This is a genomic window from Candidatus Uabimicrobium amorphum (assembly GCF_009002475.1).
Lineage (GTDB): Bacteria > Planctomycetota > Uabimicrobiia > Uabimicrobiales > Uabimicrobiaceae > Uabimicrobium > Uabimicrobium amorphum.
The window spans coordinates 2,734,171-2,754,291 of the sequence record NZ_AP019860.1 but is presented as its reverse complement, the minus strand read 5'-3'; the positions used below and the strand labels follow the sequence as shown (position 1 = coordinate 2,754,291).

General features: G+C 38.8%; 9 protein-coding genes. 7 read left to right on the top strand and 2 right to left on the bottom strand.

The window, feature by feature from the left end; all coding sequences use genetic code 11:
* Positions 1–6 precede the first annotated feature (6 nt).
* Genes UABAM_RS09760 through UABAM_RS09745 form a run of 4 tightly spaced genes read left to right on the top strand, consistent with a single transcriptional unit; the run spans position 7 to position 13,075 of the window.
* On the top strand, positions 7–8,343 hold the full coding sequence (locus tag UABAM_RS09760) for a tetratricopeptide repeat protein (protein WP_151967815.1): 8,337 nt from the start codon (positions 7–9) through the stop codon (positions 8,341–8,343).
* Positions 8,344–8,353: 10 nt separating this feature from the next.
* The gene (locus UABAM_RS09755; protein ID WP_151967814.1) at positions 8,354–10,552 is read left to right on the top strand and encodes a tetratricopeptide repeat protein; all 2,199 of its coding nucleotides are present in this window, start codon (positions 8,354–8,356) and stop codon (positions 10,550–10,552) included.
* A 9-nt stretch (positions 10,553–10,561) separates the two neighbouring features.
* Positions 10,562–12,475, top strand: coding sequence for a homoaconitase (lysF, locus tag UABAM_RS09750; protein WP_151967813.1), 1,914 nt, complete (start codon positions 10,562–10,564; stop codon positions 12,473–12,475).
* 42 nt (positions 12,476–12,517) lie between these two features.
* Positions 12,518–13,075, top strand: coding sequence for a hypothetical protein (locus UABAM_RS09745; protein WP_151967812.1), 558 nt, complete (start codon positions 12,518–12,520; stop codon positions 13,073–13,075).
* Positions 13,076–13,166: 91 nt separating this feature from the next.
* On the opposite strand, the gene UABAM_RS09740 is transcribed toward UABAM_RS09745, so the two are convergent.
* Positions 13,167–13,967 carry an alpha/beta fold hydrolase gene (locus UABAM_RS09740; protein WP_151967811.1) on the bottom strand — a complete coding sequence of 267 codons (801 nt, stop codon included), beginning with the start codon at positions 13,965–13,967 and terminating at the stop codon, positions 13,167–13,169.
* A 236-nt stretch (positions 13,968–14,203) separates the two neighbouring features.
* Between UABAM_RS09740 and UABAM_RS09735 the strand changes: the two genes are divergently transcribed.
* Complete coding sequence (locus tag UABAM_RS09735; RefSeq protein WP_151967810.1) at positions 14,204–14,605, top strand: hypothetical protein; 402 nt, start codon at positions 14,204–14,206, stop codon at positions 14,603–14,605.
* Between the two features lie 14 nt (positions 14,606–14,619).
* Entirely contained in the window at positions 14,620–17,436 is a 2,817-nt protein-coding gene (locus UABAM_RS33925) for an MJ0042-type zinc finger domain-containing protein (RefSeq protein ID WP_151967809.1), read from the top strand.
* A 142-nt stretch (positions 17,437–17,578) separates the two neighbouring features.
* Here UABAM_RS33925 and UABAM_RS09725 read toward each other — a convergent pair whose 3' ends face one another.
* Positions 17,579–18,553 carry an ATP-binding protein gene (locus tag UABAM_RS09725; RefSeq protein ID WP_151967808.1) on the bottom strand — a complete coding sequence of 325 codons (975 nt, stop codon included), beginning with the start codon at positions 18,551–18,553 and terminating at the stop codon, positions 17,579–17,581.
* Positions 18,554–18,976: 423 nt separating this feature from the next.
* Here UABAM_RS09725 and UABAM_RS09720 point away from each other — a divergent pair, with 423 nt between their 5' ends.
* Positions 18,977–20,119, top strand: coding sequence for a vWA domain-containing protein (locus UABAM_RS09720; protein ID WP_151967807.1), 1,143 nt, complete (start codon positions 18,977–18,979; stop codon positions 20,117–20,119).
* Positions 20,120–20,121: the final 2 nt, after the last annotated feature.

Here is a 20,121-nt window from a genome sequence, read left to right as displayed (position 1 = left end):
AAGCACATGGACGATTTAGTAAAAAAATTTGCAGAAATGCCGCACGACACACAGATGTTTGAAAAGCTTGTGCACAAGTACACAAGAGAAGAAGACTGGAATGCACTCATTCATTTGCACATAGATCATGCTCAGGCAATTAAAGACGAGACTAAGGGAGAAGCGTATCGTTATTTTTTACAAGCGGCGCGTTTGCAAAAAATACATCGTGCGTTTTCTTCCGAAACGATCGATTTGCTACAAACATGTATGAATTTGCTTCCTGAGCGCGATGATGCATTTCTCGAAATGGAAATACACTATCAAAATGAAAAAAAATGGGAAGAACTCATTGGCATTTACAAGCAGAAAATCGAACATTCGTCCGTTGTGGCCCAAGAAGAATTAGCGACAAACATTGCAAATATTTATTTTTTTGAGTTGAAAGATTTGACCAATGCCGCTTGTTTTTACGAAAAAGCGGCAACCGTAAATCCGCAAAGTAAGACCATTCAATTTCACCTGCTAGACATATACGAAAAACAACAGCAATATGAAAAATATTACCATGTTTTAGAGATACTTATCAATCTCAGTGACACAGTCGAAGAAAAAGAACGCTATTACTTCCAATTGGCAGAGTTACAGTTTGAGCAAAATAAATGGGAAAAAGCCGCACAAAGTTATCAAAAAATCACTGGGACACCTTATCGTGAAAGAATCATATCGCGTTTAGAGGAAATATACAAAGACGATCCCGATCATCTGATTACTGTACTCAATCAAAAGTTAGATTTTTTAAAAGCGAAAGAAGAAAAAGCCAAGACTTATTTGCAGCTTGCCCGTTTAAAAGATGAGCATTTTTCCGAGTTGGATAACGCAATTGTTTTTTACGAAAAAGCTTTACTATTAAAGTCAGACATCAACATTATTGAAAGTATTTGCGATGTTTTGTGGCGCAAAGAAAATATCCACGAATGGTATTTGTACAAAAAACAAAAGGTGGCGATGCTGGCGAGCAAACAAGAAAAGGCATATACGCTTCATAGTTGTGCGGTAGATTTAAAGGCCAGTAAACAAAATGAAGAGAATATTGATCGCCTTGTGGAAATATACGAAAACATCTTGCAATTATCTCCGGGAGATGAGATTGCAATAGAGTATTTAACTCAAACATACCAAGCATTGCACCGCTATGAGCAACTTGTTAAAGTTTTGGTACACAAATCGAAATATAGTTCTTTAGCCGAGAGAGTTTCTATTTATTACAATATCGCAAAATTACTACCGGAGTCTTTAAGCCAACAGCAAGGTAGTTATTACCAGAAAGTTATTGCGATCCAAGGTGACCATAACGAAGCATTGTTGCAGTTACGCAATAAGTACACCGAAAGTAAAAACTATCGCGAACTTATCAAAGTAATTGAAGACGAAATTCGTTTAACAGCGATAGATCCTGAGATTCGTTACCACGAGATCGGGACAATATATGATGAACATCTTGAAGATGAAGATAATGCCATTGCGTATTTCGAAAAAGCGTTGGCGTCTAACTCTCTATTTCTCCCGTCTTATGTCTCCTTGCGAAGGCTACATAAAAAACGTGGAGAGATTGAGAAGTATATTGAGGTTGGTGAAAAAGAACTCACCGTAAACGAAAACAAGCAAGAAAGTATAGACCTACATTTTTCTTTGGCCGAAATGTATGTCGATCGTGATCGGGAAAAGCAAGAGAGGCATCTACGTAAAATCTTGCACTATGAACCGGATGAAACCAAAGCAAATGACATTTTGCTGAGAAACTATGAAGAGAAAGGCGATTGGCAAAAATATGTGGGCATATTATTGAATAAGGCCGCTTTTCAACCGTATTCAGAAGATGTTGCCGCATTGTATCAACAAATCGCGACGGTGTATGAGGAACAATTGAAAGATATTCCCACCGCCAAACTATACTACGTTAAAGCGCACTATTTGCAGCCTACACAACTTGATATCATGTGTAAGTTAAGTAAAATTTGTGCCGATTTGCAACAAGTAACGGAACAAATTGTCTACTTGAAAAAAGAGATGGCTTTGACCAAAGATTGCAAAGAAGTCGCGGCGATACAACGAAAAATAGCCGATATTTACGTGCAAGAAAATGACATAGACGCGGCGCTTACATACTACAAGAAAGCCACTGCAAATGTTCCTGATGATTTAGAGATTCTCAAAACTTTGGAAAAGCTTTACAGCGACCACAATCGTACATCACTGCTTATTGCGAATTTAAATGAACAGACTTTTCTGGTTGATGATGCCTCTAAAATAGACCTATACAAACGACTGGCCGATTTAAGCGACAACACAGATGACAAAATTTTGTATTTGCAAAAATTGCAACAACTAGATTTCTCAAGTGCATACGTATCTTTGGAAGAGTGCTATCGCATTAAAGAAATGTGGACAGAATTGAGTGCGTTGTATGCTAAAAAGTTAGAAGAAAAAGAGCAATTAGAAATTTTGCAAAAGGCGGCAAATGTTTACGAAGAACATATTGAGGATAACTACAAACTTCAACGTCTTTATATAAAAATACTCGCCAAGACCTCTGACGATACTATTTTCGAAAAACTTGAGAGAATAAGTTACAAAATAGAAGATTGGGAAAAAGTAGTGGAAATTTGCCAGGCCAAATTGAAGAAAACGAACGATTCAGAGCAAATTTTCCTACAAATGGGAGAAATATACACCAAGCATATTCCCGATGTAGACGCTGCTATTAGCCATTACTACAAAGCTTTAGACCTGAATTTACAAACCACGACACTACAAAAATTAAAATCACTACACTTGGTAAAATTAGAGTACCACAAAGCAATTGAAATTATAGATAAATTGATCGATGTCACCGGAGGAGAACACGATCTATATATCGAACTGGGGAATATTTTTTACCAACATCTACGCGAAGAAGACAAAGCAATCATCCATTATCAAAAAGCTTTAGAAGTTGACGATGAATCGTTACACGCAATAGAGTGCTTAGAGAAAGTGTGTTTGTGTAACAAAAATTACCAATTGTTGATAGAAATACTTGATAAAAAGCAACAACTGAAAGATGACCCAGAAATTGGTTTGCAGATAGCAAATATTTGGCAGAATTTTTTAAATGAAATAAACAAGGCGGTTGTGATTCTCGAAGAACTGTCTCAAAAATACCCCGAAAATATCCGAATAAAAGAAAAGTTGAGTTCCATATATCGGGAGCAAGAGGATTGGCAAAAATTGATTGCAGTTTATGATGAACGCAGGAAATTAGCAAAGAGCGATGCTGTACAAGCGCAATTTTTGTTCTTGCAGGGAAAAATTTACGAAGAAGAGCTTCACGATCAAAAAACCGCCGCAGAAATTTATGTTAAGATACTGACGATTATACCTGGTCACCTACCGACGATAAAATCGCTACAACGTGTATATCAAAAAGAGAGAAATATTGCGGCCTTAACTGAATCGTATCTCGCAGAGCTAGCTATTGCCGATATTTCGCGTAAGAGAAAAGAGGCACTGCATATATTCTGCGCAGAGCTTTTTGAAAAAAATCTCAATGAAAAAGATTGGGCAATTACACACTATTTACAGGTTTTGAAAATAGATGCAAATAATTTGGTGGCGATACGTGGTTTACAAAATTTATACCGCGAAAGAAAGCAATACGAAAAATTAGTGCATGTTCTCATTGCAGAACTCTCCATCGAAAAAAATGCGCGCCGTTTATTTCTTGTCGAAAAGGAACTGGGCGAAATTTCGTTGTTGCAATTTGAAAACTACAACGATGCTATTGTGTATTACATGAAAGCCCACGAAACACTTCCAGAAAAACATGAGGTGCTGGCGCGATTACAAAAGTTGTTGCGCAACGAAGAACGTTGGGAGGAGTATACGCGATATGTGGAAGAAGAGTTACAATACCTTTCTCCTAAAGAGAAAAAGAAAACAACTCTAGAATTAGTCGATGTATATGATAAAGAGCTTTCGAACAAAGAAAAAGCCATTGTGCATCTCGAAAGTATGCTCGATGAATTTGGAGCAGATACAGTTATCTTACAGCATTTACAACAATTGTACGGTGATAATTATGAGGTTGACAAACTCATTGATGTACTAGAGAAAAAACTGTCTTTTACATCGGATAACGACGCGCAAGTGAACCTACATTTTAAAATAGGTAGTTTGCTACTTAAGAAATTAAAAGAAGTTGACAAAGCAGCCGTGCATTTTCAAAAAGCATTAGAACTGAACCCCGAAAGTAAAAAAATATTTAACGTCTTAGCGAAATTATATACAAAAGAACGTAATTGGCTAAAACTAATTGAGTTGTATTCTTTGCGTGTGCGCTATGTAAAAGGAGTTGAAAAAGAACGTGAGTTTTTTTACAAGATGGGTACCATATTCGAAAAGAAACTACAGCGTATTGACGAAGCAATTAAATACTACGAACTGGCATTGACGGTCCAATCACAAGATGGTGGTTTTGCACCTGCTTTACGGAGTATTCGTAAACTTTGTGAAGCGAAAAAAGATTGGACAAGAGTCATTGAGTATTTACTTGCGGAAGTGCAGCATGTGAAAACGGCAAAAGAGCGTGCCGCGTTGTATTTTAAAATAGCGCGTATATGGGAGCAAAAATTGGGGCATCCTCACCAAGGAGTGAAGTACTACTTAAAAGTGATTGATAATCACTATCACGAGCCTACGGCAAAACACGCCATAGGCCTTTTAAAGGGCATTAAAAACTACACAGCTCTTTGTGCATTGCTAGAGCAAATGATCGAGCGCTGTGCCAATGAACAAAAGATTTATTTGTTAGGGGAATTGGGAAATATTCTCTTTGCTGAAGAGCATAAAATTACCGAGGCGATTGCTATTTATCGTGAAATACTATTGTTGGACAGTAACAATTTACAAGCGTTAAATGCATTAGAAACCATATATGAAAAACAACGTGATTGGCTGGAAGTTACAGAAATAAAGAGAAAAAAATTAGAATTTACTAAGCAAAAAAATGCGATTTGCCATTTACACATAGACTTAGGTCGTATTTACGAACACTATCTTTTTGAAGAAAAACAGGCGATTCATCACTACGAACAAGCTCTTAAAATTCAATCTCAAGATGTAAATTTGTTGCATACACTGCAAAACTTATATAAAAACTGGGGATACTTTCAAGAGTATCTAGATCTATGTCATAAAGAGATTTTTATTATCAATGATAATCCACGAAAAATATATCTATGGAGTGAAATGGCGATTATATGGGAGAATCGTTTATTTGAGAATAACGCAGCCATCATTTGCTACAAGGAAATTCTCAAGATTGATTCTGGAAACAACAACGCCATTGTGGCACTAATTCGCCTTTACAATTACATTGAAGATTATGAAAACTTAGTCGACATATACAAGCTACAAATTTCATTGGCACTAAAGGCAAATATTACTGGTGAAATTTTGCCTTTGCAATTGACCACTGCGAACATCCTTTACCATCGCTTACATCGACTCGACGAGGCCGAAGAGATGTATAACAAGGTTTTGGAAATATCTCCGGAAAATGAAAAGGCCCTTGAGGCATTGCGCGACTTATATAAGCGAAAAGATGACATTGAAGGACAGGGACAAATACTTGAGAAAGCGATACTCCTTGAAAAAAATCGTACAAAATTAGCGGAGTTATATCAGCAATTAGGTAAAGTTTATGAAGGGGACAATCGTTTTGAGGTTAAAGCGGCAGAGGCCTACGAAAAAGCTTTTGAAATAGAGAACGATGCTGCGATCTTAAGGATTTTGCAAAAACTTTACCGCGATTTGCACAACGATGAATTGTTAATAGGAACAAATCGTAGACTTTTACAAACAGAACTTAGCAACAAAGAACAAGCTGATTTGCATTTTGAAATGGGTTGCATACTACACAAAAAATCGCTGGAGAAAGCGGTGGAGGAGTTTCAAAAAGTTGTGGAAATTCTTCCTTCTCATAAAAAAAATCTCGAAACTCTTTGCCAGTGTTGGCGCGAAACGCAAAATTGGTCTGAATTTATTGCTGTTATGGAACAACGCATTTCACAGGAAAGCAACCGTGGCGTTATCAGCCTTTTATATTTTGAAATAGGGCAAGTTTATGCGCAACAATTGGAAAATGTTGATGAAGCCAAAAATTGTTACGAAAAATCCATTGATTACGATCGGCAGAATGTTCAGGCCATCTACCATCTAGCCGATATTTTTTACGAATTTCAGCACTGGGTTGCTGCGCAAAGTTTGTACCAAAGGTTAACTCACTATCCGCAAAAAGAGGTCGCGCTAGAAGACATTTATTACATCTTGGGTAAGATCTCCGAAAAACTAAGCGATACGGATACGGCGATTTTACGCTATCAAAAATCGGTAGAGTACAAGGCCGATTTTGCTTTGTCTCTCGATCACTTGGCAAATTTGTATTATGACAATGCACAGTGGGATGAAGCACTGTTGTATTACATGAAATTGGAAAATACTCCGTCGCGTCATGCCGAAATTGATATGATGAATATTTCTTTACGTTTGGCTATTATTAAAGATAAAATGGGAATGACCGAAGGGGCTATTGATGGTTATCTCCAGCATTTAAAGGAAAATAGAGATCAAAAACAAGTTCTGGAGGGTTTGGCGAGACTTCATATGGAAAAGGGCGAATGGGATACATCCATCGAATACTATGAAAAACTTTTGCAAATAGAAGATAGTCACCAAACATTACTAAAGATAGCCGAGGTACATGAAAAAAATGAAAATTGGCGTGAATGTCAGCTGATATACGATAAATTATGTACGGAATTCCCCAACAATAACGATTTCTTTGAAAAATATATCACTTTGAGTTGCAAGATGCAAGATTGGGAAAATGCACAGTCTTATGTCGAAAAGCAGATGGAGTTGTGCGAAAATAATTTTCAAAAAGTTTCGTGTATAATGTCCTTGGCGAAGATACATTGGGAAGGTAGCCAAGATGCCGAGAAGGCGATCCTTTCTTATGAAAAGACGCTCGAAATTATACCGCAAAATTTTAGAGCGATGCAAAAAATTATCGATATTTACACTTGTGAAAAAAAATACGATCAGGTTATCGTTGTTTGCGAAGAATATTTGCAAAAATTTGTAGAAGACGACGAAGAGTACAAAGCAATACTGAGCTCACAGGCGTTTTGTTATCTAAACCACTTAGATGCGGCGGAAAAAGCGGCCGACATTTATCAACGACTGTGCGAAATAGATCCGAACCATACCGAAGCTCATGCTGCGCTCGCCGACATATGGGCGACAGACAAAAAACAAGTAGAGAATGCGATTACCGAGCACTTTTATTTGATTCTACAGAATCCTTTTCGTCGCGACTCATACAATAAATTGTTTAACCTATACCAAAAAGAAAATTTGTATGATAGAATGTACTTGTGTTGCCAAGGGGCTTTAATGTTGGGAAAACTATTACCCAAAGAAAAAATTTTCCTAGAGCGTATTACGCCGCGTGTCCCTTCTGGTTGGTTAGACACAACTACTCAAGAGAAGTTTATCCCCGAAAATATGCGTGGAACTTTGCATGAGGTGATGGCTTCTGTGGATGCATACACCGATAAAGCATATCCACCACTGTGGGAAAATTATCCTTCGTTAGAAAAGCAGGAAAGTTTTCACGAAAACAGCGAAATGCAGGATTGCATTTATCGGATACTGAAATTTTTATCCATAGATCAAGTAACCGTTTACACGTACGATGGCGATGGAATTTACTTGGAAAATACCAATCCTGTCAGTATTGTAATTGGATGGAAACTATGGCAAAAGTTGACAAAGAACGCCCAAAAATTTGTCGTAACAAGAACTCTATTTTATGCGGCGCGCAAGCAGGTTATGGCATATAAGCTAAACAACGAAGAATATGTTGACTGTGTGTCTGTTCTTGTCGAGTCTTTTGCTGAGACGGGTAAACCAATATCTGAAAAACGCGAAGCAATTATTCGCAAATTACGTAATTCCCTACCACGAAAAATAAAGAAGCAATTAGAAGAGCGTATGGACGTACTAACGGAAGTATTCCAGGCCGATACCAATGCCTATCGTCTTCATCTGGAAAAAGCAGCAAATAACTGTGCGCTACTGATGTCCGATTCTTTGAAGGCTTCCATTGAGGGATATTGTGCGGTGAAAAATATTGACTTTGCAAATTTTAGAGATACAAAATACGAAGAAATGATCAAGGCTTTGTTTTGTTTTAATATATCCGAAGAACATAGCGTACTTCGCCGGGAACTAGGGCTCGAAATTAAGTGGCTAAAGTAGGAGAATCATAATGAGTGAATTAGAAATACTCCCCGTTGTACTAAAACAGATTCACGAAACTTCGCAATCTGGGACATTGATGGTCGAAACTGATGAAGAAGAGATATTTATTTACTTAAAAGACGGTATGATCCGTTCGTTGGCTTTTGCTCATGGGAAATCTATTTTAGCGGAAAGTTTGCGCAATTTTGACAAAATAAACAAAGAAACGCTGCGTTCTATTTTCTTCAAACAACGCGAAATGATTACTTCGCTATTAGATGCATTGCGCAACTGTGAAAGTGTTCCCGACGAGTTTAAAGATGTGGGATTTCTCGCAGATATATGTCGTAAACAAATTGAAGAAGAGTTATATGAAGTTCTCAACTGGGAGAACATCAAGTGTGAATTTATGCAGAATGAACTCAGCGAAGAAATTTTTGATTTAGATTTGGTAAATTTACCCATCAATATTAAATTTGAAGCCATTCTGATGGAAGCAGCGCGTCGCGCCGATGAATGGGAATTGATTCAAGAAATCATACCTTCAACCAAAGATATTCCTGCAAAAATTACCGATTCAATTGATAATGACGACGGCGATAGCAAAAGAATTTTTGAAAAAGTGGATGGTAAGCAAAACATCGATGAAATTTTAATATCGGTGCGTCTGACAAACTTTCAAGGCATGAAAATTATGTCAGACTTGATTAAGAATGAGCAAATTCGACTCAAAACCGTAGAAGAAATTGCACAGATGACGCGATTAGACTCTATTCGCAACGATGGAGAGAAGTGCATTTCTATTTATGAATTGTTGGAAAGTAAAGGATATAAAAATTACGAAACCATTAGTTGGCTTGCCCGTGCATATGACAAAAAAGGTTTAACGGCTAAGGCGGCTGTAAAATACAATGAACAAGGCCAAATTGCGTTTGATAAAGATAGATATGAAGAGGCGATAAAAGCATATAACAAAGTTGTGAACTTTTCTCCTGACAATCTTGAGGCTTATGAAAAGTTGATTCATTGTTATTATAAATCGAGTTTGTTAGAAAAAGCCGCTGAGATTTCTGCGGTGTACGCGAGAAAAATATCCGTAAAAGATAAACGCAAAGCGATTATGGTTCTCGACGAAGCAAACAAAAACTATCCGTCTAGTTCCAGTAACCTAGAATTAATGGCTTCGCTTTACATCGAAATGGGTGACAAGGAAAACGCTATCTCGGTGTATTACATTCTCGCGATGTTGATGAACAAACAGAAAAAACCTGAATTAGCACTGAGTGCATATCGCAAAATTTTGGCGATAAACCCCAATGATTTTCATGCTCAAATAGAGCTGGGTGACGGGCTTATTAAATTAGGAAAACACAATGAAGCCGTAGACCAATACAAAAACTTGGGAAAATCCATTTACAGTGAAATGAAAAACGAATCGAGTAACGACCGTGGTTCGGAAGATGCGCTTATTGAAGTTTGCAAATGGATTATAAAGTATGAGCCAGAATCTATCATTGCACGTGATTGGTTGTGTGAAGCATACATACACAAGAAAAAAATAGATGAAGCAATTAAAGCGCTCAAAGAAAACATTGATCTTCTGAAAAAGTTAGATGATAAAGATTCTTTGGTGGCACATTTACGCAAACTCATAAAGCTAGACCCCGATGATTTTAACAATCGCAAACTTCTTTCTAGTATATTGTTCCAAATGGAAAGGCGTTCGGAATCCATTTCGGAACTCATTGATCTAGGAACACATTTTTATGACAAGAGTGACTTGCGCAAGGCACGTGAGGCGTTTGAATCCCTGTTGTCAATAGATCCATTTAATTTACACGCGCGACATTGTCACGCTAATATTTTGCGACAATTGCATCGTCATGCGCGTGCGGTAGAGGAGTATCGTCTCGTGGGTTATTTGGCAAAATCTTTGGGAATGCACAAAGAGGCTATCGAAGCTTTTTCCAAAGTAATAGAGTTAGCTCCAGGAACGGAACGTGCACAATATATGGAAATAGCGCACCTTTACGAATGCCTTGGTGAGTATGAAGAAGCGGTAAACTATTATTACACGTATGCAAAAAAAAGCCTTACGCATGGTAACTATGGAGAGGTTCGCCATATTTGTTCGCGGATACAGGAATTAAAACCGCAACATGAAGGTGCTAGAGCATTAAGAGAACAAGCTGAGGCAAAGTTAGAGCTAATGCCGCGACTAATTTAGAGGTTTACGATGCAAAATTTAACAGAGAAAATTGCGCAAAATTTTGCTATTGATGTGCATGGAGAGGTCCATAGCGGAGATTATGTACAAATACGACCTCTTCATGTGATGACGCATGACAATACCGGGGCGGTTATTCCTAAATTTACAAATATGAAGTTCCCTAAGGTTGCGTCACCACAACAAGTGGTGTGTGCCCTTGACCACAACATTCAAGACCAAAGTATACAGAACCAACAAAAATACCAAAAAATAGAAAGTTTTTGCCGTAAACATAATATTGATTTTTATCGTGCTGGTAAAGGTATTGGTCACCAGATCATGTGCGAAGAAGGCTATGCTTGGCCAAATACTTTTGTGGTTGCCTCCGATAGTCATACCAATATGTATGGTGGACTCGGGTGTTTGGGAACACCTGTTGTACGCACAGATGCAGCAGTAATTTGGGGCACAACGCAGACATGGTGGCAAATACCACCCGTGGCGAAAGTGGAACTTATTGGAGAAATGCCTCCTGGAGTCAGCGGCAAAGATATTATCATTGCATTGTGTGGGCACTTTCATCAGGATGAAGTTCTCAATCACGCGGTGGAATTTTGCGGGGAAGGAATTGCACAACTCGCCATCCACGATCGTTTGACCATTGCAAATATGACAACGGAGTGGGGAGCGCTTTCGGGATTATTTCCCGTAGACAAGTATACAATCGCATGGTTAAGAGAAAGAGCCGAGCGAGTAAAACACAAAAAGCATCCACGTATTTCTCATCAGCGTATAGACGAGTTGCAAGAGAATATTATGCTCGCCGACCGCGGTGCTACCTACCACAAACACCTACAACTAGACCTAGCTTCGATAAGCCCTCACGTTAGTGGACCCAACTCCGTAAAAGTGATGACTTCTATTTCTGAAATAGAAAAAAGAAATATTAAGATAGATAAAGCCTATTTGGTCTCTTGTGTAAACAGTCGTGTGGAAGATCTTGCTCAAGCGGCCGCTATTTTAAAGAATCAAAAAGTGCATAGCGACATTAAGTTTTATGTTTCCGCTGCTTCAGCAGAAGTACAACAGGAAAGTTCGCAGCGTGGAGATTGGCAAATTCTAACAGATGCGGGCGCGATAGTTCTTCCTCCAGGTTGCGGACCGTGTATTGGTTTGGGGCAAGGCATTCTCGAAGAAAATGAAACGGCTATTTCTGCGACCAATCGCAATTTTAAAGGTCGCATGGGTGCGAGATCAGCAGATGTGTACTTGTCATCGCCGGCTGTCGTTGCGGCTTCTGCCATTGCGGGTAAAATTGTTTCTCCACAACAAATGAAATTTGCAAAAGACATCCGTGCGACAATCGAAACTACCTCTACGCAGCAACCACGACGTGGAGAGTGGAACGAGGCGTTCATGAAAAAATGGCATGCCAACGTTGTTCTGTGTTTGGAAGACAATATTAACACGGATGGAATATATCCTGGAAAATACACATACAATGACGGTCTTTCCCCGCAGGAACAAGCCGCTGTTGTGATGGAAAACTACGACACACGGTTTACACAAATAGCACAGAGCGGGGATATCTTGATTGCCGGATTTAATTTTGGTACAGGAAGCTCTAGAGAGCAAGCGGCAACAGCTCTTAAATATTTCGGTATACGTATGGTAATCGCGGGCTCTTTTAGCCAAACTTTCAAGCGCAATGCTATTAACAACGGATTCTTAATTATCGAAACACCACAGTTGGTTCGCGACTTACAACAAGACTATCACACGCTTCCAACAGTTCGCCTCGACAAAAAAATTGAGGTGGATTTTGCAAATTCAGTTGTGACATTAAATGACGAAAAATACCCACTAGAATATTTTCAAAAAATAATTCAAGAATTAATTGTGGCCGATGGCATCCAAAACTGGGTGGTAAATCGGGGATAACAATTTTTATCAATTCGCTTCACGCCGAAGGAAGGATTTTTCATGAAAAAATGGGCCATAGTTTTGATGGCTTTCGCCGTTAATTTTGTTTTAGCAGATACCATAGATGCAAAATTGGCCGACCAATTGCATAATGAAGTTATCAAAATGAAGAACGCTCTAGATAAAGGAAACTACAAGCATGTTGCTGACGTAACGCATCCCAAAATAGTCAAACTATTCAAGGGCAAAGAAAATTTAATTTTGACAACAGAGAAGGCTATGGAACAAAAAGCCAAATCCGGCTTTACTCTTTCTTACACTTTTCAAAAACCTACAAAAATATACACCCATAAACAGGAATACATTGTTTTTGTACCATTAAAAATGGTAACAGAAAACAGCGATATGGAGATTATCTTAGATGGTTTTATGATCGCATCATCCAAGGATAAAAAGAAGTGGTTTTTGTGCAATAGTGGTTCAAGTGAAAAAGAGGCAAAACAACTTTTAAGTTTTTTGTTTCCAGGTTTTTTAGAAACAAAGACGAAAGACGGGAAGGCGGCTGTTAAACTGCCAAAAGTGCAACAAATGGCGAAGTTTAAAGACGTTGTAAAGTAGTATTCGTTATCTCTGAGATATCGAGATTTGCTAGTATTTGGTGCCCTCACAATCGGCTTCGCCGATTGTGAGGGCATAATCGTAAGCTCGATTACACCAAAAAGTTACGCAGGCATTCCCTAAATGCAACGGGGTTGTCTGCGTGGACCCAGTGCTCCGCATTTTCTATTTCGACAAAGTCCACATCACGCAACGATCTCATCTGCTGGGCTTGTTCCGCTGTTAAGTGTGTACTGTCTGCACCACGAACCAAGCAAATAGGAACATTTATTTTAAGCCAATAAGGCTCCAAATCCATTGTCGTTAAACTTGTGACCACTCCATGTAAACCTTGTAAATCCAAACGCCACTGGTATCCCTTTTCTCCTTTGACTAGGTTTGTGAGTAAAAAATTTCTCAAGCGCTGGTCTTGTGTTAAATCGTCAAAGTAGGAACGTGCTTCACGTCTTTCCTGGACAGGAGTTTTTAAACCGTTTAACCATTCAAGAATGGTGAATACTTCACGACCAATAGGAGGCAGTGCTGTATCAACAACCATAATTTTTTCGGTAAGTTGTGGATATTTCGCTGCGAGTACAATCGCGATTTTTGCTCCAAGGGAATGTCCTATTACAATTGGTTTTTTCGATAAATTGAGTTCGCTTAAAAAATCATAAATATCTTCGACGAGACTTTCTATCGTTCCAGGACAAGAAAAATGTTGGCTATCTCCTTGACCTCTTAAGTCAGGGGCACAACAAGATAAAGAAAATTGTTCATTTACATAGCGTAGGTAACTATGCCAATTCCGCCCACAGCCAAACAAACCATGAATAAAGACGACATGAGGATCTGATTCACCTTGGACGTAGTATTGTAAGCCTTTTTGAGACATATTTTTACGAGAAAGCACTATTTTGCTCCATGAATTTTATGAAAACAGATTTTACCGTATAGAAATATATGATATAATAAAAAGCGTGATGGATGTACAGAAAAATAATTCAGGTATTGTAGTTTCGTCCTAATTATTTGTGCAATCTGCATAACATCTTGCCCTACAGAAATGGGAATGAAAGAATCTTTTAGGAGTTTAAAATGCGTCGAACTCCTACAAATCGTGTATATCAATTCTGCAAGAGAAAAAGTATGAAAAAAACGTTCTTTCGTTGTGCTGCTTATCTAGCTATTATTTGCAGTATAATATGTTGCCAAAGTACACAAAAAAATTATGTGAAAGAAAATCCAGAAATGGACGCTAAGAAAAAGCTTGCCATCAAAACAGGGCAAGTGATTAACGGAATGACGGAAAAAGAAGTAGAAATTATTTTGGGAAAACCGACGTTTGTAGAAAAACGTGAGGGAGAGCAGCAACGATGGATTTATCGTTTAGTGGAAAAAGGTAAAAATCTTGCAGAGGTATATACTCCCGAAAGTTCTTTTCCGCAAGGTATTGCGTACATAATACCATTTTACTACCGCCCTCTGGAAATCAGGGTGGATATCTGCGATAAAGTGGTGTGTCGTGTAGAAGAAATTTTGAGTTTCTAAGAGAGGATTTACCATTGGCAAACTTAGTAGAACAAATAGCAGCTGCAAAAAGTGGAGTCGAAAGTGATTTCATTTCTCCCAGAGATTTAAAAATATGCTTAGATGCTTTTTACAAAGAGATTGAAAATACGGGCACTTCACAGGGCATACTGTCTATTTTAGAGAAAAGAAAATGTATTACTTCGGAGCAACGTAGTTTTCTGATTCAAGGTATCGATGAGGACGAGATTGCTGGCCTAGAGATTAAAAATCGTCCAGCAATTGAAAATTTTCTTGGACTGCGACGCGGAGGAAGTGTTACTTCGAGAAGCGCAACAGGTATCCAGATTAAATGTACTCATTGCGGTGCTATGTTCAAAATTAAACAACTGCCGAAAAAAGTATCCAAATTCAAATGCGGTAAATGTCAGAAGTATTTCATTGTAACAGAAAAAGCTCTCTTGAGAGGTTCTAAGACAGGTCTCACAGCAAAGACAGAAGGAAAAATTATTGCGCAAAAAGGTGGGACGATTAGTCTTGATGGGGCGCAGTCAAAACAGTTGGCTAATAAGGCGCGTGAAGCGAAAAATAAACAACAGGCCAATGCTTCTCAAAACAATCAAGTCGCAGAAAAGCCGAAGGTAGACGAAGCTCCTCCAGGTAAAAAAGTCCTCAAGGTCAATATTGAAGAGATGTTTAATGAAGGTGCTATGTTTGTTGGTACAAAATTTGATACACCTATGCCAGCGGTTCCGCAAGATTACGACGATGGATATGAAACTACTGAGGTGCCAAGCAAAGCCGCAGCAAAACCAAAACCGAAAAAAGATTCTGTTAGCTCGTTGGCCGACGAAGCGGCCATGAACTTTGGGGCGAATTTCAATAAACCGAAAACACCGGAAAAGCCGAAACCGAAAAAAGATTCCATTGGTTCATTAGCCGACGAAGCGGCCATGAACTTTGGAGCGAACTTCAATAAACCAAAAACACCAGAAAAACCGAAGCCGAAAAAAGATTCCATTGGTTCATTAGCCGACGAAGCGGCCATGAACTTTGGAGCGAACTTCAATAAACCAAAAACACCAGAAAAACCGAAGCCGAAAAAAGATTCCATTGGTTCATTAGCCGACGAAGCGGCCATGAACTTTGGAGCGAACTTTAATAAACCAAAAACACCTGAGAGTCATGGTGGAACGGCCATTCCAGGAAACAATTCGGGAATGGGTGGCGGAATGACGATCTCTGGCGATTCGGGAATGGGCGGCGGAATGACCATACCAAGTAACGACTCAGGGATGGGTGGTGGAATGACGATTTCTGGCAACGATTCGGGAATGGGTGGCGGAATGACAATTTCTGGCGATTCAGGAATGGGTGGCGGAATGACGATTTCTGGCAACGATTCAGGAATGGGCGGCGGAATGACCATACCAAGTAACGACTCAGGAATGGGTGGCGGAATGACAATTTCTGGCGATTCAGGAATGGGTGGCGGAATGACAATTTCTGGCAACGATTCAGGAATGGGTGGCGGAATGACAATTTCTGGCAACGACTCAGGAATGGGCGGCGGAATGACAATTTCTGGCAACGACTCAGGAATGGGTGGCGGAATGACAATTTCTGGCAACGACTCAGGAATGGGTGGCGGAATGACGATTTCTGGTAACGACTCAGGAATGGGCGGCGGAATGACGATTTCTGGTAATGACTCAGGAATGGGCGGCGGAATGACAATTTCTGGTAACGACTCAGGAATGGGCGGCGGAATGACAATTTCTGGAAATGACTCAGGAATGGGCGGCGGAATGACAATTTCTGGCGACTCGGGAATGGGTGGTGGAATGACGATTTCCGGCGACTCGGGAATGGGTGGTGGAATGACGATTTCCGGCGACTCGGGAATGGGTGGTGGAATGACTATTCCTGGGAATGACTCAGGAATGGGTGGCGGAATGACAATTTCTGGCAACTCGGGAATGGGTGGTGGAATGACTATTCCGGGAAACAATCCAGGAATGGGTGGTGGAATGACGATTTCCGGCGACTCGGGAATGGGTGGTGGAATGACCATTCCAGGAAACAACCCCGTAACAGGTGGTGGAATGACCATTCCAGGAAATGACTCGGGAACGGGTGGAATGTCTATACCGGGGCACTTAGGGAGTATGCCCAATAGTGGTGAAGACGGCCAGGACTTTAGTGTTGATGGTTTAAAAATGCCCACTAGTTTTGAGATACCCTCTAACCCCAATGACATGCTAAATTTAGGTTTTTCTACCACTGATCCAGATGAAAATGATGGCGATTCAATGGGAACGATGGAGTTAGACCCTCAAGCGTTGAAGCTCGCTATGGAAGAGAAAAAAAGAAGAGAAGAAGAAGAGCGTAAACAAAAAGCTGCCGCACAACAAGCACAACCTCTTTCTCCTCAAATGCAGGAGGCTGTAAACGCTTCGCGTTCACTTTCTCTTAAAGAATCGGCATTTTTGGTCAGACATGCCATGAATTTTGCTTATATTGATATGGAAGATATGAAAGATATTGTGCAAGAGCAACAAAACTGTGGAGAAAACTTTGCCGGTGTCTTACTACAAAAGCGTTACGTGACTGTTTTTCAGTACAAAAATTTGGAAGACAATTTAAATAAAGACAAAGTTGCAGGTAGATTAAATAAAGTTAAATTGGACACCAATGATGAAATTCAACGCTTTTTTGGCTTAAAAGAAAGCAAAACTCTGATCCGTTTTTCTTGCCCTCATTGTGGAACAAAGTATAAGGTGAGAATTAACGTAAAAGGTGGGAAATTTAAGTGTGGTACATGTAAAGAATATTTCTTTTTGAAAAAGTAAAGTGACAGATTTTAACCTTAACCTTGGGGCGCAATGCGCCCTTGCAATAAAATATCTCGAATAAATTTTATCGATAAAATAGGTAAAGCCAAAAAAAAAACCATTCTTAAATAAGAATGGTTTTTTCTTTGGCTATTGGATTTTAGTCTGGTTGTATAACAAATCCACCCTCTTTGCCTTGGGTAGTATCATCATCATCACCCGAAACCACAAATCCTTGTAGTCCCATATCGTTGGAACCTGCTTCTGCAGCTTCTGCAGCTTCTTGTTTTTTGTCTTCGTTGATTTCTTCTTGTTGTTCTTGCTCGAATTTTTTAGCTGCTTCGCCTAAAAATTTTGTTAAAGTAACCTGATTACCTTTTCTATTATACTCTACCTTATGAACACATTTCAGCATAAGCATAATACCCAGACCACCATATCCACCCTGTTGATATCGTTTTCTGGCTTCATCTACTGCATTTCCCTCTTTTTTACGACGCAGCTCTGCGCGATAGTCAAAACCTTCACCTTGATCTGTTACTCGCATGATAAGTCTATCATCCTTGCGAATGTAGCGGAATTCAATAGGAAGACTTGCTTCGTATTTGTGCCCGTGTCTTTGGGCATTTCCTATTCCTTCGTTTAGCGCAGCGTCTAAATTTATTTTTTCTAAATCACTAAGCTCATCAACTAACTCAAATTTTTGCCTAGCAATTTCGTATATTTGATTTATGGCTTCATCGTGTGAAGGAAACTTAAATTGAATATCAGGCGCACTTATTAACTCGTTCATATCAAAAATGGATATGTCGTTGGTCATGAGATCTATGACTTTAGGAGGACTATCCCATATTTCCGTGGAGAAATATATTTTGGTCTTCCCAATTTTCATAACATCTTTGTCTTGCAGCGCTCGTAAAAAAACTCGATCCCCGTTTACAAATATGCCATTTGCTGAGTTAAGGTCTTCTATTAATACATCTGCTCCGTCGAAATATACTCTTGCATGATGTCTGGAAACTATTCCATCCAAGAGTATTATGTCATTCTCTTTTCCTCGTCCCATAGTTAGAGGACCTGTAACTTCGACTACTTCTGTCAGGTTTCTTGTAATTTCGATTTTTAAACTGGCCATACTCTCACTCAAAAAATGGTTTGATGAAAGAGCTAAAACATCCAACAAAAAATTTTTTTAGTGAGATTTTTTCGTTGGGATGTATACGACTTTCAAAAAAATAATCATGTAAATTATTTTTGTATATAAAGCAAGTTATAAATATAATTTATATAAACCACTTAACTCAAATAATTTATTTTTTTATCATTTAATTCATATAAAGAATTTAATTATGATTGTTTTTGAATATTTTATTAAATATTTTATAGAATATCAAGAGAATACTCTAGGGAAAATTCAATAAAAAAAAATAATTGCAAAATAGGATGCGTCCTATATCCTGTAGACGTATAGAAAAATGATTTGTAATTTTTCTGTATGTCCCTTAAAAAAATGGCTACGTGTTTTGTTGTCAAGAAAAATTAGCCTGGAAGGAAAATTATGTTTTACCACACAAAGATGATGGGTAATTTTATCTTGTTTGCATGTGTAATATGCGTTTTTCTATACGTTACCCAATTATTTTTGCCCAATATGACTTGGAACGATCCATTATACTTTTTGTTATTCATTTTACTACCTATTTTTATTTTAAAGTGGAGTTTTCCACGTAAATCAACAGCGATAAAATTTTCTAGTATTCGCAATTTAAAAAATATCCGCCCTAGTTGGCGCGTTCGCGTATATTTTTTGCTCCCGTTTCTCAAAGCACTCGGGTTTTGTTTGCTCATCATGGCTCTTGCTAGACCCCAGGTCGGCAATGACAATACAAAAATTACCAGCGAAGGTATTGCAATTATGATGGTGGTAGACGTATCGAGTAGTATGCGCGCTTTGGATTTTGCAACACGCGAAAAACGCCAAAATCGGTTGGATGTGGTGAAAGAAGTTTTTCATCGCTTTGTACTCGGCAGTGACAATATGAGAGGACGCAATAATGATTTAATTGGCATTGTTGCCTTCGGCGGTTATCCTGAATCAAAATGTCCTCTTACTCTAGACCACAATGCCGTAGTTAGCATACTACAAACGCAGGTGAAAATACCTGAGCCTATTTTTGATAGCAACCAACAACTGCTAAATGCTGAAGAGTTTCAAACAGCGATTGGCGATGCGATGATCATTGGAACGGAACGTTTAAAAAACAGCTCTGCAAAGAGCAAGGTCATGTTGTTACTCACGGATGGCGAGAACACCGCCGGGGTGAGTGATCCGTTGGAAAGTGCAAAAATAGCTCGTGATTTTGGTGTTAAAGTATACACGATAGGTGTTGGAACAAATGAAAGAGTACCTTATCCTGTGGAAAATGCATTTGGCGAAGAAGTGTTGCGTTCAGCACACTTTCCGATGAACGAAGAAGTGTTACAAAAAATTGCGAAAACTACTAAAGGTAAGTACTTTAACGCTAGGAATAAAAGCGCACTGTATGATATCTATTCGGAAATAGACACTTTGGAAAAACAAGAAATTAAAGTAACCTATTTACAATACGATGAATTATATTTGTGGTTTTTGATTCCAGGAGTTTTATTTATTTTGTTGGAAAAGCTTTTGGCAAATACCGTTCTCCGAAAAATGCCCTAGAA

What these genes read in the sequence shown, in the direction of transcription:
- lysF (WP_151967813.1), top strand. Translation starts at nt 10,562, where the DNA reads ATGCAAAATTTAACAGAGAAAATTGCGCAAAATTTTGCTATTGATGTG.
- UABAM_RS09745 (WP_151967812.1), top strand. Translation starts at nt 12,518, where the DNA reads ATGAAAAAATGGGCCATAGTTTTGATGGCTTTCGCCGTTAATTTTGTT.
- UABAM_RS09725 (WP_151967808.1), bottom strand. Translation starts at nt 18,553, where the DNA reads ATGGCCAGTTTAAAAATCGAAATTACAAGAAACCTGACAGAAGTAGTC.
- UABAM_RS09760 (WP_151967815.1), top strand. Translation starts at nt 7, where the DNA reads ATGGACGATTTAGTAAAAAAATTTGCAGAAATGCCGCACGACACACAG.
- UABAM_RS09755 (WP_151967814.1), top strand. Translation starts at nt 8,354, where the DNA reads ATGAGTGAATTAGAAATACTCCCCGTTGTACTAAAACAGATTCACGAA.
- UABAM_RS09720 (WP_151967807.1), top strand. Translation starts at nt 18,977, where the DNA reads ATGTTTTACCACACAAAGATGATGGGTAATTTTATCTTGTTTGCATGT.
- UABAM_RS09735 (WP_151967810.1), top strand. Translation starts at nt 14,204, where the DNA reads ATGAAAAAAACGTTCTTTCGTTGTGCTGCTTATCTAGCTATTATTTGC.